Annotated in this window: 15 protein-coding genes and 1 tRNA gene; 13 read left to right on the top strand and 3 right to left on the bottom strand. The window is 32.0% G+C overall.

Features of this window, described 5'->3' with window-relative positions:
* Positions 1-65 precede the first annotated feature (65 nt).
* From P700755_RS18060 to P700755_RS18880, 3 genes are read left to right on the top strand one after another with little or no spacing between them, the layout of a single operon-like run.
* Positions 66-2597 (top strand): AHH domain-containing protein, encoded by a 2532-nt coding sequence (locus P700755_RS18060; RefSeq protein WP_015026053.1) that lies wholly within the window; start codon positions 66-68, stop codon positions 2595-2597.
* The gene (locus tag P700755_RS18055) at positions 2597-3139 is read left to right on the top strand and encodes an imm11 family protein (RefSeq protein WP_015026052.1); all 543 of its coding nucleotides are present in this window, start codon (positions 2597-2599) and stop codon (positions 3137-3139) included. Before P700755_RS18060 ends, P700755_RS18055 begins: the two co-directional genes overlap by 1 nt.
* Positions 3140-3154: 15 nt before the next feature.
* Positions 3155-3862: an OmpA family protein gene (locus P700755_RS18880; protein ID WP_015026051.1), complete on the top strand. Its 708-nt coding sequence runs from the start codon at positions 3155-3157 to the stop codon at positions 3860-3862.
* Positions 3863-3925: 63 nt separating this feature from the next.
* Here P700755_RS18880 and P700755_RS20195 read toward each other — a convergent pair whose 3' ends face one another.
* Entirely contained in the window at positions 3926-4213 is a 288-nt protein-coding gene (locus P700755_RS20195) for a hypothetical protein (protein WP_015026050.1), read from the bottom strand.
* Between the two features lie 322 nt (positions 4214-4535).
* Between P700755_RS20195 and P700755_RS18040 the strand changes: the two genes are divergently transcribed.
* From P700755_RS18040 to P700755_RS17990, 10 genes are all read left to right on the top strand, one after another.
* Entirely contained in the window at positions 4536-5258 is a 723-nt protein-coding gene (locus P700755_RS18040; RefSeq protein ID WP_245535970.1) for a DUF7829 domain-containing protein, read from the top strand.
* A 258-nt stretch (positions 5259-5516) separates the two neighbouring features.
* A complete protein-coding gene (locus tag P700755_RS18035; RefSeq protein WP_015026048.1) occupies positions 5517-6281 on the top strand; it encodes a DNA-deoxyinosine glycosylase in 765 nt (254 codons plus the stop codon).
* A gap of 437 nt (positions 6282-6718) precedes the next feature.
* Positions 6719-7297: a DUF2971 domain-containing protein gene (locus P700755_RS18030; RefSeq protein ID WP_015026047.1), complete on the top strand. Its 579-nt coding sequence runs from the start codon at positions 6719-6721 to the stop codon at positions 7295-7297.
* 170 nt (positions 7298-7467) lie between these two features.
* Positions 7468-8925, top strand: a complete 1458-nt coding sequence (locus P700755_RS18025) for a class I SAM-dependent DNA methyltransferase (protein WP_015026046.1) — start codon at positions 7468-7470, stop codon at positions 8923-8925.
* A complete protein-coding gene (locus P700755_RS20330) occupies positions 8922-9965 on the top strand; it encodes a restriction endonuclease subunit S (protein WP_015026045.1) in 1044 nt (347 codons plus the stop codon). Before P700755_RS18025 ends, P700755_RS20330 begins: the two co-directional genes overlap by 4 nt.
* 9 nt (positions 9966-9974) lie before the next feature.
* Positions 9975-10121, top strand: a complete 147-nt coding sequence (locus P700755_RS20190) for a hypothetical protein (RefSeq protein WP_157609339.1) — start codon at positions 9975-9977, stop codon at positions 10119-10121.
* A 319-nt stretch (positions 10122-10440) separates the two neighbouring features.
* Complete coding sequence (gene tnpA / locus P700755_RS18010) at positions 10441-10899, top strand: IS200/IS605 family transposase (protein ID WP_015026044.1); 459 nt, start codon at positions 10441-10443, stop codon at positions 10897-10899.
* Positions 10900-10984: 85 nt separating this feature from the next.
* The gene (gene hsdR, locus P700755_RS18005; protein ID WP_015026043.1) at positions 10985-13444 is read left to right on the top strand and encodes an EcoAI/FtnUII family type I restriction enzme subunit R; all 2460 of its coding nucleotides are present in this window, start codon (positions 10985-10987) and stop codon (positions 13442-13444) included.
* A 155-nt stretch (positions 13445-13599) separates the two neighbouring features.
* On the top strand, positions 13600-14037 hold the full coding sequence (locus P700755_RS17995; RefSeq protein WP_157609338.1) for a DUF3010 family protein: 438 nt from the start codon (positions 13600-13602) through the stop codon (positions 14035-14037).
* 50 nt (positions 14038-14087) lie between these two features.
* Positions 14088-14741: a LexA family transcriptional regulator gene (locus P700755_RS17990; protein ID WP_015026040.1), complete on the top strand. Its 654-nt coding sequence runs from the start codon at positions 14088-14090 to the stop codon at positions 14739-14741.
* Between the two features lie 80 nt (positions 14742-14821).
* Here the strand turns inward: P700755_RS17990 and P700755_RS17985 are convergent.
* Positions 14822-14895: transfer RNA gene (locus P700755_RS17985), tRNA-Arg, on the bottom strand.
* A 115-nt stretch (positions 14896-15010) separates the two neighbouring features.
* Complete coding sequence (locus tag P700755_RS17980; protein WP_015026039.1) at positions 15011-15853, bottom strand: OmpA/MotB family protein; 843 nt, start codon at positions 15851-15853, stop codon at positions 15011-15013.
* Between the last annotated feature and the right edge of the window lie 46 nt (positions 15854-15899).

Raw genomic sequence — 15899 nt, 5'->3', positions numbered from 1 at the left:
AACAAACTAGACACGTCACGTTAGGGGCAATTAAAAAACAGAACCCTGAATCCAAGAACGCATATATGAAATATAGATTATATATATATATTATTCTGATAAGTATTATTCAGGGGTGTACTTATCAACCACCTAAAGAAAGTACTTGGATTAAAACTAAAAATGACTACTATATTTTTGCTATTGAAAATGAATATTCATACGAATGGAATGGTGAACATTTTGAAAGGTATATTATAGGTTCTGGTGATTTAAATGTTTTTATAGGTGATTCCTTAATTAAAACACTGTCATTAAAAAATATTTTATTCGGAGCAATAGACAATGATGATGTTTTTGAAATAAATAAAGATAGGTATATTGGAAAATTAAAGGATGGTTTGTTTAGTGGTAATGGAGTATTAATAAAAGAAAATGAAGAGATATACATAGGTGAGTTTAATAATGGAAAACCTAATGGTTTACTAAACTATTACAGGAATGGAAAGTTAAGATATTCTGGGCACTGGAAATTTGGGGTTTATAATGGTACAGGTATTCAATATCATCAAAATGGTCAAACTAACGATGGAATCTGGATAAATGGTGTGATTTCAGGGAAAACAAAAATACATTATAATAATGGTGAATATTATGGTTATCTGTTAAATGGAAAGCCTAATGAACAGGGTGTTATTTCTTTCTTGAATGGTAGTAAATATGATGGGAATTGGAAAAATGGATATTTTTCTGGGCAAGGTACATTTATAGATAAAAAAAAGGATACCATATTTGGGGAATGGGATAATGGTTTGCTAAATGGTTATGCAGAGATAATTTCAAAAAATTCATATTTCAGTGGTGCATTTGAACAAGGGAAATTAAATGGGAATGGGTATTATGTTTATTCTGATTCTTCAGTTTATAGCGGCCATTTTTCGAATAATAAAAAAGAAGGCTATGGGGATTTCTTATTTAATAATAAGGATTTATACCAAGGAGAATGGAAAGAAGACAGGTTTGATGGAATAGGATTTTATAGTTATAACAATGGAGATTTTTATATTGGAGATTGGCAAGATGGCATACAAAATGGGACAGGAACAATAGAAACAAGATTGTATAAATATACTGGAGATATTTCTTCTGGAGTGGTATCAGGTTATGGAGAGATTGACTACAAAAAAGAAGGAGATATTTACAAGGGTAATTTTTCTCAAAATATTAAATCTAGTTTAGGTACTTATTTTTATAAAAATGGGAACAAGTATGAAGGAGAGTTTCAGAATGACTTATTTAATGGCATTGGAATTTTTACATATGAAGACGGTAGTCGTTATCAGGGAGAGTTCTATAACGGCAAAATATATGGAGAAGGCTCTCTTTATCTTAAAGAGGGAGATTCTAGTCTTGTAATTACGGCTATATGGAATGATGAAGGTAAATTTCCAGAGGAAGCAAGCATTTTATTTCCTAATGGTGATTTATATGAAGGTACTTTGAAAAATGGATTTCCAACAGATAAAGGGATTTGGAGTACACAAAAAGAAAGAGAACAAAATACTGTATTTAATCAATCTGAAGAGAGTTTATCACATAGAGCTAATGAATTCTATAAAAAACATCAAGAATCAATTAATATATTTGGTGATATACTAGGGTATATTGAGATTGGAGCTATTGTAGTTACTGAAATAGCAATCTTAGCTGCACCAATTACAGGAGGTAAAAGTCTAGTTGTGGCCGCGATATCAGGAGGAGTTGCCTTTGGAGCTAAAGCTGGTTATGCAAGTATCCAAAGTCTGAATGCTTTATCGTCAGGTATTGATGCTAAAGAGTATTATGAAGAAGGAGATACTGCTATGGCTAAAAAAGCAGCAATGAAATCAGCAGGATATACAACTTTAGCAGTAATTTCTCTTGGAGCACCGGGAGTTGCCGGAAAGACAATGAGTAAAACAAGTAGGTTTATCACACCTGTGATAAAAAAAACGTTTAAACCATTACTTATTTATAACAAAACATACGGTAAGCGCTTTATTGTTAAAATATTACAGAATGGTAAAGTCCAAAAAATTGTTAGAACAGCAAAGCGTTTTAGAATGAGTATCAGTAAACAAACTCTAAATGCAAAAGAGAGTATTAGAATATTAAAAGATAAAAACAATATATTAAAACAATTACTAGCAGAGCCTAAAAGTGGAAGTGTTTTATCACAAAATATGAATGCTGTTGGTAAGAAATATATAAAAGGTACACAAGCTCATCATATAATTGGTAATGATTCTAGATGTGCTTCATCTGTACTTTTAAAACAATTATTAAAAACAAATAAAATAGATATAAATAATGCTATAAATGGTATGAGATTACCTGGGGGACATAAAGATAATGGAGTAAAAGCGTACAAAACAACTACAGCAAAAGGACAAATTCATAAAGGGAGTCATAACTGTAAATATTATGATGCAGTATATGAAATAATGAAAAACGCAAAAAATCAGCAACAATTTATTGAACTACTGAGTAAAGTAAAAAAGGAGATATATTCTGGAAAAATTTCACTAAACAGAATTAATTTAAAAAACACAACATTTAATACTGTAAGAACTAAATAATGAAAATATACAGACTACAAAAAGAATATGGTTTTGCAGAATTGATTCCAAATGATGAGAGCCTTGATATAATTAATGAAGGATTTATAGGTAAGCCAATGAAAGATGATTGGAATATTCCAAAAATGCAATGGAATTTAGAAGAATCAGATATTATAGGAAATTTTTCATTTTTAGCAGGTTTAATACCTGTTATTAATAAAAACGCTTTAGAAAAACTTGATAAGCTTATAACAGAAGAGTGTATTGAGTTACTACCGATAGCAATAAACAATGAAAAATATTTTGCATTAAATCTTTTAAATATTAAAAGTGATATTTTAAACATAAAGAAATCTAAACTAGAATATTTTGAGGACAATAGTATAATGCACATAAATGAATATGTTTTTAACGATATAGGTGTGGAACCAATTTTTAAAATATCTCAATTAACAACTCACATATTTGTAACTAATGTTTTTAAAAATATTATAGAAAAAGAAAAATTAACAGGAATTAATTTTATAGACTGTAAAGTCAAATCTAAAAGATGGTTTTAATTAATAACTAAAAAAATGGAAAATAACACTATTAAATGCGAGAAATGTAATCAACTATTATCTACTGGTAATTTTGAAAATGATGAGATTAAAATTTGTAAAGAATGTTTAAAGAAGTCAAAAAGAAAGAGATTTTTATTATGGTCTGCATTACTGATTGTACTTTTAGGTGTGGTTGGAATTTATTTTTCAAATGGATATAAACAAGTGCCAAAATCTACTTTTGAAGGTATTATAGATAAAGATACATTACAACTTAAACAAGAAGTGGTTAAAATAGAAGATACGTCAAACCCTGAAATAGCTAGCAAGATTGACAAAATAGGTGAATCCATCACAAATATAGAATCATTTAAAAGAATTTTACAAGAAAAAAAACAGCTCACTCCAATTGGGCTAATGTTTACAATTGATTCAAAAATGATAAATAAATCAGATTTTGTTTTACTTGATTTTTATATAGAACAATATCAAGCCTTGAATAAAGGTTACCTGTTAATTGAGGGTTACACCTGTGACTTAGGAACTAAATCACATAATTTAGAATTATCTGAAAGAAGAAATTATTCAGTTGAAAAATATCTTATTGCAAAAGGAATACCTTCAAGTAAAATAAAAACAAAAAGTTATGGGGAAAAGTTTTTTGAGAGAAGACCAATTATAGAGGAAAGTAGGATTGAAAATAGGAGAGTGAATTTGTCAATAATAGAAAGTAAAAAATAGAATAACTCCTTGCAACAAAGAACTGAGGTAAAAAACAACTCTTTTCTACTTTAATTTGAAACACTAGTAGTCTAGGCTCACGGATTCATAAAACTGATTCTTTGAGCTTTTTTGTTGTGTTTTTATTCTACCTATGTAGGTAAAACGGAAACCTTTAACCTCAAAACCAACGGGAACCAACGGGAACCAACGGGAACCAACGGGAACCAACGGGGGTTTAACGAAAAACCAACAGGAAAACCAACAGGGAGCCAACGAAAAACCAACTGGGAACCAACGGGTTTTTGCAAACCCGTTGGTTCCCCAATCCAAGGCAATTGTAAACCCATCTATTGGCCACTGATGTTGCAATAGCCGTAGATTATAAGTTAATTAGACCTTTAGCATAATGTAACAAGCTTGACGAATTATGGAATAAAGCTATAAGCAACTCAAAAACAGCTTTAGTTTCTAACAAACTTCAATAGGCTTTTGACTATTTTTTGAAAAGCTAAAAAAAGATTATATATGTCAGTAGAACCTTTAGTAAATTATGGCATTGGGCAATATATAAAACCTATAAATATTTAACTTGTGCTTGCCAAATTGAGTATTAAATAATAAAAAAGCCCATGATCGAATTTTGATAAAATGGAGAAAATATATAGTGGATAGTTATGTCCATAATTTGAAAATGAAATTACAAGACAAGCCCTATGATCACGGGTTTGTAAAAAATTTCAATTTTAACGAAGAAGAACAATCTTACTTAAATTCCATTTTTAATCTTAATCAATTTCTAGATATGGACACCCCTTTAATTCATCTTATGGATAAAGGTTATATGGGATTGGTTTCTCATCTTTTAAATTTTAGTAAAATAAGAGTAGATGTAAATGAAGTAAAGCTTAATCAAACTTTGTTTGTTTGTTTCACTACTCATTTTTTAAACCTATCCTTAAAAGAGCTTAGTAGAAACTATTTAAATTATCAAAACGAAATTTCACATCTTTTCATAAACGGTTACCAAGTAAAAGAGGAGGATTTTAAATTTATAAAGCAATTTAAAGACCGTAAGGACTCTAGACAATTACAATATATAATGTTTGCATCTTACACATTAAAGTTAGCTGAGCCTCGTTTAATTTACGTCCTGATGGATCATATTAGATTATTTACAAGTCTTACCTGCATTAAAACTGGAAAACACATTGGCTTTTATAAAACTATCAAGAAACAGGTTATAGAATCAACTCAAAACAGCAGTTCTTTTCAAAATGAAATTATAAGTTATATCTCAAAGAATAAAAAAACAGAATTTAAAGCAATTGAGATTAAGCTTTTGGAAATGAGGAGAAATAAATATGAGGTGATTGATAATCCCCAATTAAGGGACGTGTTGAAGAGGCTGTTATAAATAATCTTGTTAAGTAGTAAGTTGGAAACAGTTGTTGCCATTACTAAAAATAGTCAATGAATGATATTTAAAAAAATTACTGAGTCATAAAATATAAGTTTAAGTTCAGTTTAGAGAAATATGTTTTTAATGTTAAAACTTTAAAGACAATAAAAGAATTACTATATTTATAATGTAAATGAAATGCAGAAAACACAACTTTTTGAGTTTTACATATATTATAGCCAATGGTAGGACGACCGTCAATTGACAGAAAATATGACATTACACCAAGCAATAGAAAAACTTTTACGACAAACTGGACGACCAATGACGACCCAGCAAATTGCTGACGAGTTGAATAAAAATAAATGGTATCAGAAAAAGGACGGTTCAACAATCCAAGCATTTCAAATTTACGGCAGGATAAGAAATTATGCAGATATTTTCGACCGTGACGGCTCAACAGTTTTTTTGATTGGACAACCAACTACTAAAACAAAAGCACCGACGGCGAAGAAGCCAACTGCCATAAAACATTTAGTAAAAGTAAATTCAACATATTCCAAAGCTTCCTTCGACCCCATTTCAAATTCTGACACAGCTATTTTGATTTTAGGAACTATGCCAGGCGACAAATCACTTGAACTTGGTGAATATTACGGACATCCAAGAAACAGATTTTGGAAAATTATCTCGACAATTACCAACAACGAATTACCGCTTACATATTCCGACAAAAAAGAACTTCTACTAAAATTTAAAATTGGAATTTGGGACATAGCTCACAAGGCGAACAGAAAAGGTAGCCTTGACAGTGCAATCGAAGACGAAGAACCAAATGACTTGGACGACTTTATCGCAAGACATAAGAATTTAAAAGTAATCGGCTTCAACGGGACAAAATCCGAAACACTTTTCGATAAGTATTTTGACAGAAAAAGTGGTTTAAAATATGTTTATTTACCAAGCACAAGTCCCGCAAACACTGGTATTGACTTTGACAACATTTGCAAATTATGGCGACAAATATTTACCAAATAACTGTTGCCAACAAAGAACTGAGGTAAAAAAAAACTCTTTTCTCTATTGATTTTAAGACACAAGTATTCTAGACTTATAAAATTATAAAACTGATTCTTTAAGCTTTTTTAATTTATTCTTTTCAACTATCTATTTTTTAAAAAAACTTTTATATTTATGAACTGGTTATTTTTAGCTATTTATTTGCCTGTTTATCACTGTGAAACAGTATTTTAATATGTGTTTTGAATTTATTCTTTAATCGTTTATCAAAGAGTGTACTCTAATATAATTATTTAAAAGGTGGTTTAATTACCTCCGAAGTTTTACTGTTTATTAAAGCATGTTCTTAGTGTTAAGATTTTTAAGACGATAAAAAGTTCTTATATTAGTTCTTTGATAACATAGATAATACAAATTGTTGTGCTGTTTACTTATTGTATATAATCATACCAAGAATGACCGAAATACTTTATAAATACAGAAGTTTAGATAACTTCAAAAACTTTGTAGACATTATTTTGAAAAACAGATTGTATGCTGCACCGTACAAAGATTTGAATGACCCAATGGAAGGGCAGTACTATTATCAAAGCGGAGAATTGAACAGGTCTATTAGAGATAAAATTCTTGCAGAAAAAGGCACCTTGAGAATTTTGTCTTTGTCAAGAGTAAATAATAATCAGCTAATGTGGTCGCATTATGCAGACGGTCATAAAGGAATTGCAGTTGGTGTTCGAATAGACGAGATAAAATATGATGTGCAGCTAATTCAATATGACGGTATTGCAACCATTAATGAGTCGAATTATAACAGTCAAACTGCTAAAGAAATTTTAAGTCATAAATTGGAAGTTTGGGGTTATGAACAAGAAGAACGTGTTTTTCAGATAAATCAAGTGTTCATTAACGTACAAATTGAAGAGGTTATAATGGGGAGCAGAGTCAGTACTCAAAATAATGGATTAATTCGTGACCTAATTGATAAAATAAATCCCAGTATCAGAGTTTTAAAAGCGGAAGATTTATTTGAATAATTATGGCAAAATTTAAATCAGACATATCAAATAGTGCTCTTTAAATTTTTTTACAAGAAGAACAAGCAAAAATTGAACTTAAAAAACCAAGTGCATAAATAGCACATTTGTTTTTACCCAAAGCAAAAGACAACGCTTAATAAGAGCAATAAAAAAAAGATATAAAACACATGTTCGAACAAACATTTAAAAATATAGATGACCTATTATACAAAGATTCAGGGTCTGATAGTGAACTAGATTACATAGGGCAAACCTCTTGGGTACTATTCTTACGTTATTTAGACGAGTTAGAGCGAGACAAAGCTGATGAAGCTGAACTAAAAGGTGAAGAGTACAGTTTTATTTTAGCAGAAGAATACCGCTGGCCAAATTGGGCAATGCCGAAAGATGCAGAAGGAAAAATAGACCACCATGTTGCAATGACTGGTGTAGACTTAGTACAGTTTGTAGACGGAAAACTATTCCCATATTTGGCAAAGTTTAAGCAAGAAGCAGATAACGCTAATACCATTGAATATAAGATTGGTGAAATATTCTCTGAGCTTAAAAACAAAATACAATCTGGTTACAATCTACGAGAGATTTTAGAATACGCAGACGAACTCCCTTTTCGTGGTTCAACGGACAAACATGAGTTAAGTCACTTGTACGAGACCAAGATTAAGAACATGGGGAATGCAGGTAGAAATGGTGGACAATACTACACACCAAGGCCGCTAATTCGTGCCATGATTAAAGTGGTTGACCCACAAATAGGAGAAAAAGTCTATGATGCAGCAGCAGGTTCTTGTGGTTTCTTGGTGGAAGCTTATGATTACATGTATCAGCGCATGGATAAAACAACCGATAATCTTAAAACATTACAAGAAGATACTTTATACGGCAAAGAGAAAAAGAATTTGGCGTATGTAATTGGAATTATGAATATGATTCTGCACGGTATTGAAGCACCAAATATTGTACATACTAATACATTAGGTGAAAACATACGAGATATACAAGAGAAAAACAGATACCATGTAATTTTGGCAAACCCACCATTTGGAGGAAAAGAACGAGCAGAGGTACAGCAAAATTTTGATATAAAAACAGGAGAAACTGCTTCATTGTTTTTACAACATTTTATTAAAAGTTTAAAGATAGGAGGTAAAGCTGCAATCGTTATTAAAAACACTTTTTTAAGTAATGCGGATAACGCTTCTATTTCGTTGAGAAAACACTTATTGGAGAGTTGTAATCTACATACTATTTTAGACATGCCTTCAGGTACATTTACAGGAGCTGGTGTAAAAACAGTAGTCTTATTTTTCCAAAAAGGGGAACCTACTAAAAAGATTTGGTATTATCAATTAGATGCAGGTAGAAATATGGGTAAAACCAATCCTTTAAATGATGAGGATATGGCTGAGTTTATTACTATTTATAAAGAAAAATCAAATACAGAAAAATCTTGGATTTTTAATGTAAATGATATGGATGGAACTAATTTTGATTTAGCACCAAAAAACCCAAATAAACTTGAGGAAGAAGCGTTACGCAGTCCAGAAGTAATCTTAGAAGAGATGCATACACTTGACGAAGAAACAAGTTCAATTTTATCTAACATTAAAGAACTTATTTCATGAGTAAAGAAATGACGACACTTGGCGAATCATGCAAGTTTTTTAACGGAAAAGCTCATGAAAAAGATATTGATGTTGAAGGTGCATTCGTAGTTGTAAATTCAAAGTTTATTTCAAGAGATGGCAAAGTCCGAAAAAATACAAGAAAACAAATGTTTCCTTTATTTGAGGAAGATATTGTAATGGTAATGAGTGACGTACCTAATGGTAAAGCACTTGCGAAATGTTACATAATTGAAGAAAATAATAAGTATTCTCTAAACCAAAGAATTTGCGCTATTCGGACAACAGAATTCAATATTGGTTTCCTTTATTATCAACTAAATAGGCACTCATATTTTCTAGCTTTTAATAATGGTGAAAATCAGTCTAACTTACGAAAAGGAGATATTCTAAATTGTCCTTTATGGAAACCACCACTTTCAGAACAAAAACAAATAGTAGCAATATTAGACAAAGCTTTTACTGCAATAGAGCAAGCCAAAGCCAATATTGAAAAAAACATAGTAAACGCAAAAGAGCTTTTTCAATCTAAATTGAATGCTATTTTTAGTCAAAAAGGAGATGGTTGGGAAGAGAGGCAAATAAAAGATATAACTACAAAAATTGGAAGTGGTGCTACACCTAGAGGAGGACAATCATCGTATAAAGAATCTGGAATATCTTTAATAAGAAGCATGAATGTTCATGATGACGGATTTCGTGATAAGAAACTAGCTTTTATTGATGATGAACAAGCAAATAAACTAAGTAATGTTACAATAGAAGAAAATGATGTTTTATTAAATATCACAGGTGCTTCTGTAGCAAGATGTTGTATTGTTGACAAACATTTTTTACCAGCGAGAGTAAATCAACACGTTTCAATAATTAGACTTAAGGAAGGAATTATGAGTAATAAATTTCTTCATTTTGCCTTAACATCTAAAGAAACTAAAAGCCTTTTATTAGGAATAGGAGAACAAGGAGCTACAAGACAGGCAATTACTAAAGTACAAATTGAAAATTTTAAAATTGCTTTTCCATCAATAATAGAAGCTTAAGATGAATTATTGAAATCTCTTGGGATTCTTCAGAAGAAAACAATCCAAATTGAATCAAACTATATTAAAAAGTTAGAGGATTTAGAAGACCTCAAAAAATCTATTCTTCAAAAAGCTTTTTCAGGAGAATTAACTCAAAAAGAAGTTGTGGTATGAGTATACTAGAAACGGTTTATCTTAAAACAATAACATATATTTATGTTTAAACAATATCGCTCTTCTAGAGCTATTAACATTTCGCAAGGCTTTATTTATTAATATTTTGCTCCTCTGGAGCTAAAAGAGAAGACAAACGAATACTATATAAAATGAAGGAAGCGACATTGTGGCAACATATTGATAGATGATAATAGATTAATAACACCATCGTGATATATGAATAAGATAAAATTGGAAATGCCACGGCGTGGCAACATATGAATAGCCAAAAAACATAAGACATTTAATTTAAGCTCCATAGGAGCGTTATAATATCATGGCAAACACATACACACAATTGTATTTTCATATTGTTTTTGCAGTAAAAGGCAGAAATAATCTCATTGCGGTTAGGTGGAAAGATGAGTTGTATAAATACATTACAGGTATCATCTCTAATAAAAACCAAAAGCTCATGATTATTAATGGAATGCCTAATCATGTTCACTTATTAATTGGCACAAAACCCAATTGCAATTTATCCGATTTGGTAAGGGATATTAAAGCCAATTCATCTAAATGGATTAATGAAAAACAATTTGTAAATGGTAAATTTGAATGGCAAACAGGATTTGGAGCGTTTACGGTAAGTCAATCTGCTGTAAATAATGTTTTAGATTATATTAAAAATCAAGAAGAACACCATCAAGTAAAAACATTTAAAGAAGAATATATTGGTTTTTTAAAATCCTATAATATTGAATATAAAACGGAATATCTTTTTACAGATGATTAATATCGCTCCCAATGGAGCTAATCACCTATACTCAAAATAATAGTCTATTACTATTTTGCTCCCATGGAGCTACAACCTATAATAAATGAACGAAGCACAAACCAAACACGATTTAATAGAACCCGCTTTGCGAGCAGCTGGCTGGGGTAGTGTTGAAGGCAGTCGTTTGCGTTTAGAGTTTCCGATTACCAAAGGGCGTTTAATAGGTCTAAACAGAAGAGCTACACCACTTTTTGCAGATTATATTCTAGAGTATAAGAATAGAAGAATTGGTGTTGTAGAAGCTAAAAAAAAACACTCGTATTATACAGATGGTGTTGGTCAAGCCAAAGACTATGCAGAGCGTTTAGATATCAGGTTTACCTATGCGACCAATGGTTTGCAAATCTATGGAATAGACCTAGATGAAGGCACAGAAGGGGATGTTTCTAAATATCCTACACCAGATGAACTTTGGGAAATGACCTACCCAACACCTAAAGAAGACTATAAAGTTGAAATTGCAGATTGGAAAGAGCGTTTGTTTGCCATTCCTTTTGAAGATAGAGGTGGCACTTGGCAACCTAGATATTACCAACAAAATGCAATTGCCAAAGTTTTAGAAGCAATTTCAGAGAAAAAAGACAGATTGCTATTAACCTTAGCGACAGGAACAGGAAAAACAGCAATTGCTTTTCAAATTGCTTGGAAATTATTTCATGCCAAATGGAATCTAAGACGTGATGGGTCCAGAAGCCCAAGAATCTTATTCTTAGCAGATAGAAACATATTAGCAGACCAAGCTTTTAATTCCTTTAATGCGTTTGATGAAGATGCTTTGGTGCGTATTAGTCCCAAGGAGATCAAGAAGAAAGGAAAAGTTCCTAAAAATGGAAGCGTATTCTTTACCATTTTTCAAACCTTTATGACCAATGCAAATCAGGAAGAGGATGAAAAGGATGAAGAAAATGAGGAAGAAAACTATTCAATAGCAGCAGAGCCCGCGGCAAAATATAATACAGACGACTTTAATTTTGGTCAGTATCCAAAAGACTTCTTCGATTTAATCATTATTGATGAATGTCACAGAGGAGGTTCTAGAGACGAAAGTTCTTGGCGCGCGATTATGGAGCATTTTTCACCAGCTGTTCAATTAGGTTTAACGGCTACACCAAAGAGAGATATAAATGGAGATACCTATGATTATTTTGGTGAACCCGTATACACTTACAAACTAAAAGATGGTATTAATGATGGTTTCTTGACACCATTTAAAGTTAAAGAAATAAGCACGACTATTGATGAATATGTGCACACATCAGGTGATGAGGTAGATGGTGAAATTGAGGAAGGAAAAACCTATTCAGAGTCAGATTTTAATAGAATTATAGCCATAAAAGCAAGAGAAGAATACAGAGTAAAGCTCTTTATGGATTCGATAAATCAGAACCAAAAAACATTGGTTTTCTGTGCTACACAAATTCACGCCGCGACAGTTAGAGATTTAATTAATCAATATGCAACAAGTAAAAGCATCAACTATTGCCACAGAGTAACTGCAGATGATGGCCAAATTGGCGAACAACACTTACGAGATTTTCAAGACAATGAAAAGAGCATACCAACCATACTAACAACATCACAAAAACTAAGCACAGGAGTTGATGCACCAGAAATTAGAAATATTGTTTTAATGAGACCTGTAAATTCTATGGTGGAGTTTAAACAGATTGTAGGAAGAGGGACACGCCTTTTTGATGGTAAAGATTATTTCACAGTTTTTGATTTTGTGGATGCACATCACCACTTTCAAGATCCAGAGTGGGATGGTGACCCTTTAGAACCAAAACGACCAACAGAAGGAGGAGCTCCAGGAGATTGTAATATATGTAGTGAAACACCTTGTGTTTGTCAAAAACCTCCAGAAGAAGCTTGTCCAAAATGCGAGAACATTCCATGTGTTTGTGAAACTCCACCAAGAGCAATGATTAGCGTTCGCCTTTCTGATAACCAAGTGAGAGAAATAGATTCTATGGTTAAAACATCTTTTTGGAGTCCATCAGGAAAACCAATTTCATCACAAGAATTTATAACACAGTTATTTGGGGACTTACCTTCCTTTTTTAATAATGAAGAGCAATTGCGGACACTTTGGAGTGTGCCAAGCACACGTAAGAAGCTGTTAACAGAATTAAGTGAAAAAGGCTATACAAATAGCCAGTTAGAAGATTTAAGGCATCTTATTCACGGAGAAGATAGCGACCTTTTTGATGTGCTAAGTTACGTAGCATACCACAAAGAGCTTGTTCCGAGATTAGAAAGAGCAAGTAGAGCAAAAATTCAGATGAATAGCTACAATGTAAAGCAGCAAGAATTTCTAAACTTTGTGCTAGACCAATATGTTAGAGAAGGAGTTGATGAACTAGACGATTCTAAACTTCCTGACTTATTAGAATTAAAATACAAAGCCATTGCAGATGCGAAAAAAGAGCTTGGCGATACAAAGTCTATTAGAGATACGTTTATAGGGTTTCAACAACACTTGTATCAAGCAAGAGCAATTTAGAATGAAAGCCAACGCTCAAAGCCATACACATTTGCAATTCGCTACAGCCAATACTACGCCAATTCCGAAACTTCGGGAGCAAAAGAGTATGTGCTACCAACGCCAGAATAATAGAACGAAAAAAAGGACGAAAACACAACCTGACACCATAAAACATGAAAGTACTATCAATAGAAATAATGAGTAATTCAGCAGGGATGTTGATTATAGATGGAGATCAAAGTACCTATTCTGTGACAAACCTTGGAAAACTCTTATCAATTCCAAAAGCAGACAACACAATAAAAGATATCATCGAATTTCAAACTAATTTCTCTACGCATCTTCAAAATCAGACTATTGATAGAGTTGTTTTATGCGAAGGGGGAAATGACTCAAAAAAAATGAGAGTCAGAATGGAATTTGTAGTGCTTAGTGAATGTGAAAAGCAATCTATGGATTATAAAACCTATCCTACAGGCTCTTGCACAAGACTAATTAACTCGACTTACAAAAAAGAGACTGGGCGAGAATTTTCAGATGATTTAGTTAAAAATTCTTTACCTAAATACATGGGAAAAGCACTTGTTGCAGGTTGGAGATTTTTAGAATAAAGGAAAGTAGAATAGTTTAAGTTGCTACTTTATTAAAATCTATCTAAATTATGGAAAATAAAGAAGTAAAGGAGGTTCGGAAAGCTTTAAAGATGACTCAGACTGAGTTTGCTGAGAAAGTAGGGGTTTCTAAAATAACTATTATTAGCTACGAAAAAGGAGGTGTAATTCCTAAATCAAAAAGTAAAATACTTGAAAACATGCATAAAGAAGCTTTTGAAAATGATACTTCAAAAGCAAGTTTAAAGGATTATGAGCTGATTAAGCTGGTTCCTTTAGTTGCTAGCCGAGTGCAAGCAGGATTTCTATCTGGATGGGGAGATGATGAATATATTGGGGAATTGCCAAAAATACCATGGGAGGTAGAAAAGGAATTTAAAGGAAATTATTTTTGCTTTGAAGTTGAAGGAGATAGTATGAATAATTCGAATCCCTCAGAAGCTATTTTAGATAAAGATATTTTATTATGCAGAGAAATTCAAAAGCATCATTGGAAAAACAAGCTTCATATAAACTCATGGGATTTTGTTATCGCTCACAAAGATCGCGGAATAGTAGTTAAAAGAATTACAGATCAAAATGTAGAGTACGGGAAATTAGCCCTGCATAGCTTAAATAATTTATATGAAGATTACACAGTAAATATTGAAGATGTAATTGCTTTATTTAATGTGGTTGCAATGAAGAGATCAAGAAGAAGATAATTTGTTGGGAAAATGTCGGGAATTATAAATGTAAAAACTAAAAAGCCCCTGTGTTTACAAGGGCTTAGGATTGTTAAATGTGATCGCGACAGGATTCGAACCTGTGACCGTCTGCTTAGAAGGCAGATGCTCTATCCAACTGAGCTACGCGACCTTATTTTTGCGAGTGCAAATATATAAATTATCTTCTTTTACGCAACTATACTTTCGTTTTTTTAAAATAAAAAAGCCCCATGGTCTGTGAGGCTTTAAAATAATTTCAAAAAAACTTATTTTGCAGTTTTCATTCCATCTTCAATCATTCCGAAGAATTGATCTAGCTTAGGAAGAATAACAATACGTGTTCTTCTGTTTTTAGATTGTCCAGCTTCAGTATCATTATTAGCGACTGGGATATACTCTCCACGTCCAGCTGCTGTCATTCTCTTAGGATCTACGTCGTATTCGTCTTGTAAGATTCTTACAACTGCAGTAGCGCGTTTTGTACTTAAGTCCCAGTTGTCCTCAATATTAGTTCGTGAAATAGGATCATTATCAGTATGACCTTCTACCATAAACTCAAAGTCTTTCTTGTCGTTAACAACAGTAGCTACTTTACCCAAAACTCTCTTAGCTTCGGCAGTTACTTTAAACTGTCCAGCTCCAAACAATAGCTTGTCGGAAATTGAAACAAAAACAACACCTTTCTCTACATTGATTTGGATATCCTCATCATTGATGTTACCCAAAGCTCCTTTAAGACTTGTCACTAAAGCTAGTGTTACGCTATCCTTTTTATTGATAGCATCTCTCATTGTTTTGATTTGAAGGTCTTTTTCCTTCATGCTTTCTAAAGAACGCTCAAGATTTTCAGCTCCTTTTTTAGAAATAGTAGCAAAATCTCCAGTGGTGCTTAGCAAAGCAGAATTTGTACTTTCAAGTGTTTTAATTTGACTTTCATATGAACTCATCATATTGTTTTTCTCGTCTTCACAAGCAGAAAGTTTCATTTCAGCAGTTTTCAATTCATCTTGCGTGGTATCATACATACCTTCCATTTCTGCAAATTTCTTATTAGAAACACAAGATGTCATTAATACTCCTGCAAATGCGATAGCAAATAATTTTTTCATAGTTTTATTTTAATTAAGTTAGTCAAATTTAATATCTGTTAAGTAG

This window comes from Psychroflexus torquis ATCC 700755 (assembly GCF_000153485.2).
Classification (GTDB): Bacteria; Bacteroidota; Bacteroidia; order Flavobacteriales; family Flavobacteriaceae; genus Psychroflexus; species Psychroflexus torquis.
Note: the sequence above shows the minus strand (reverse complement) of the source record. Positions and strands in the feature narration are given on the sequence as shown.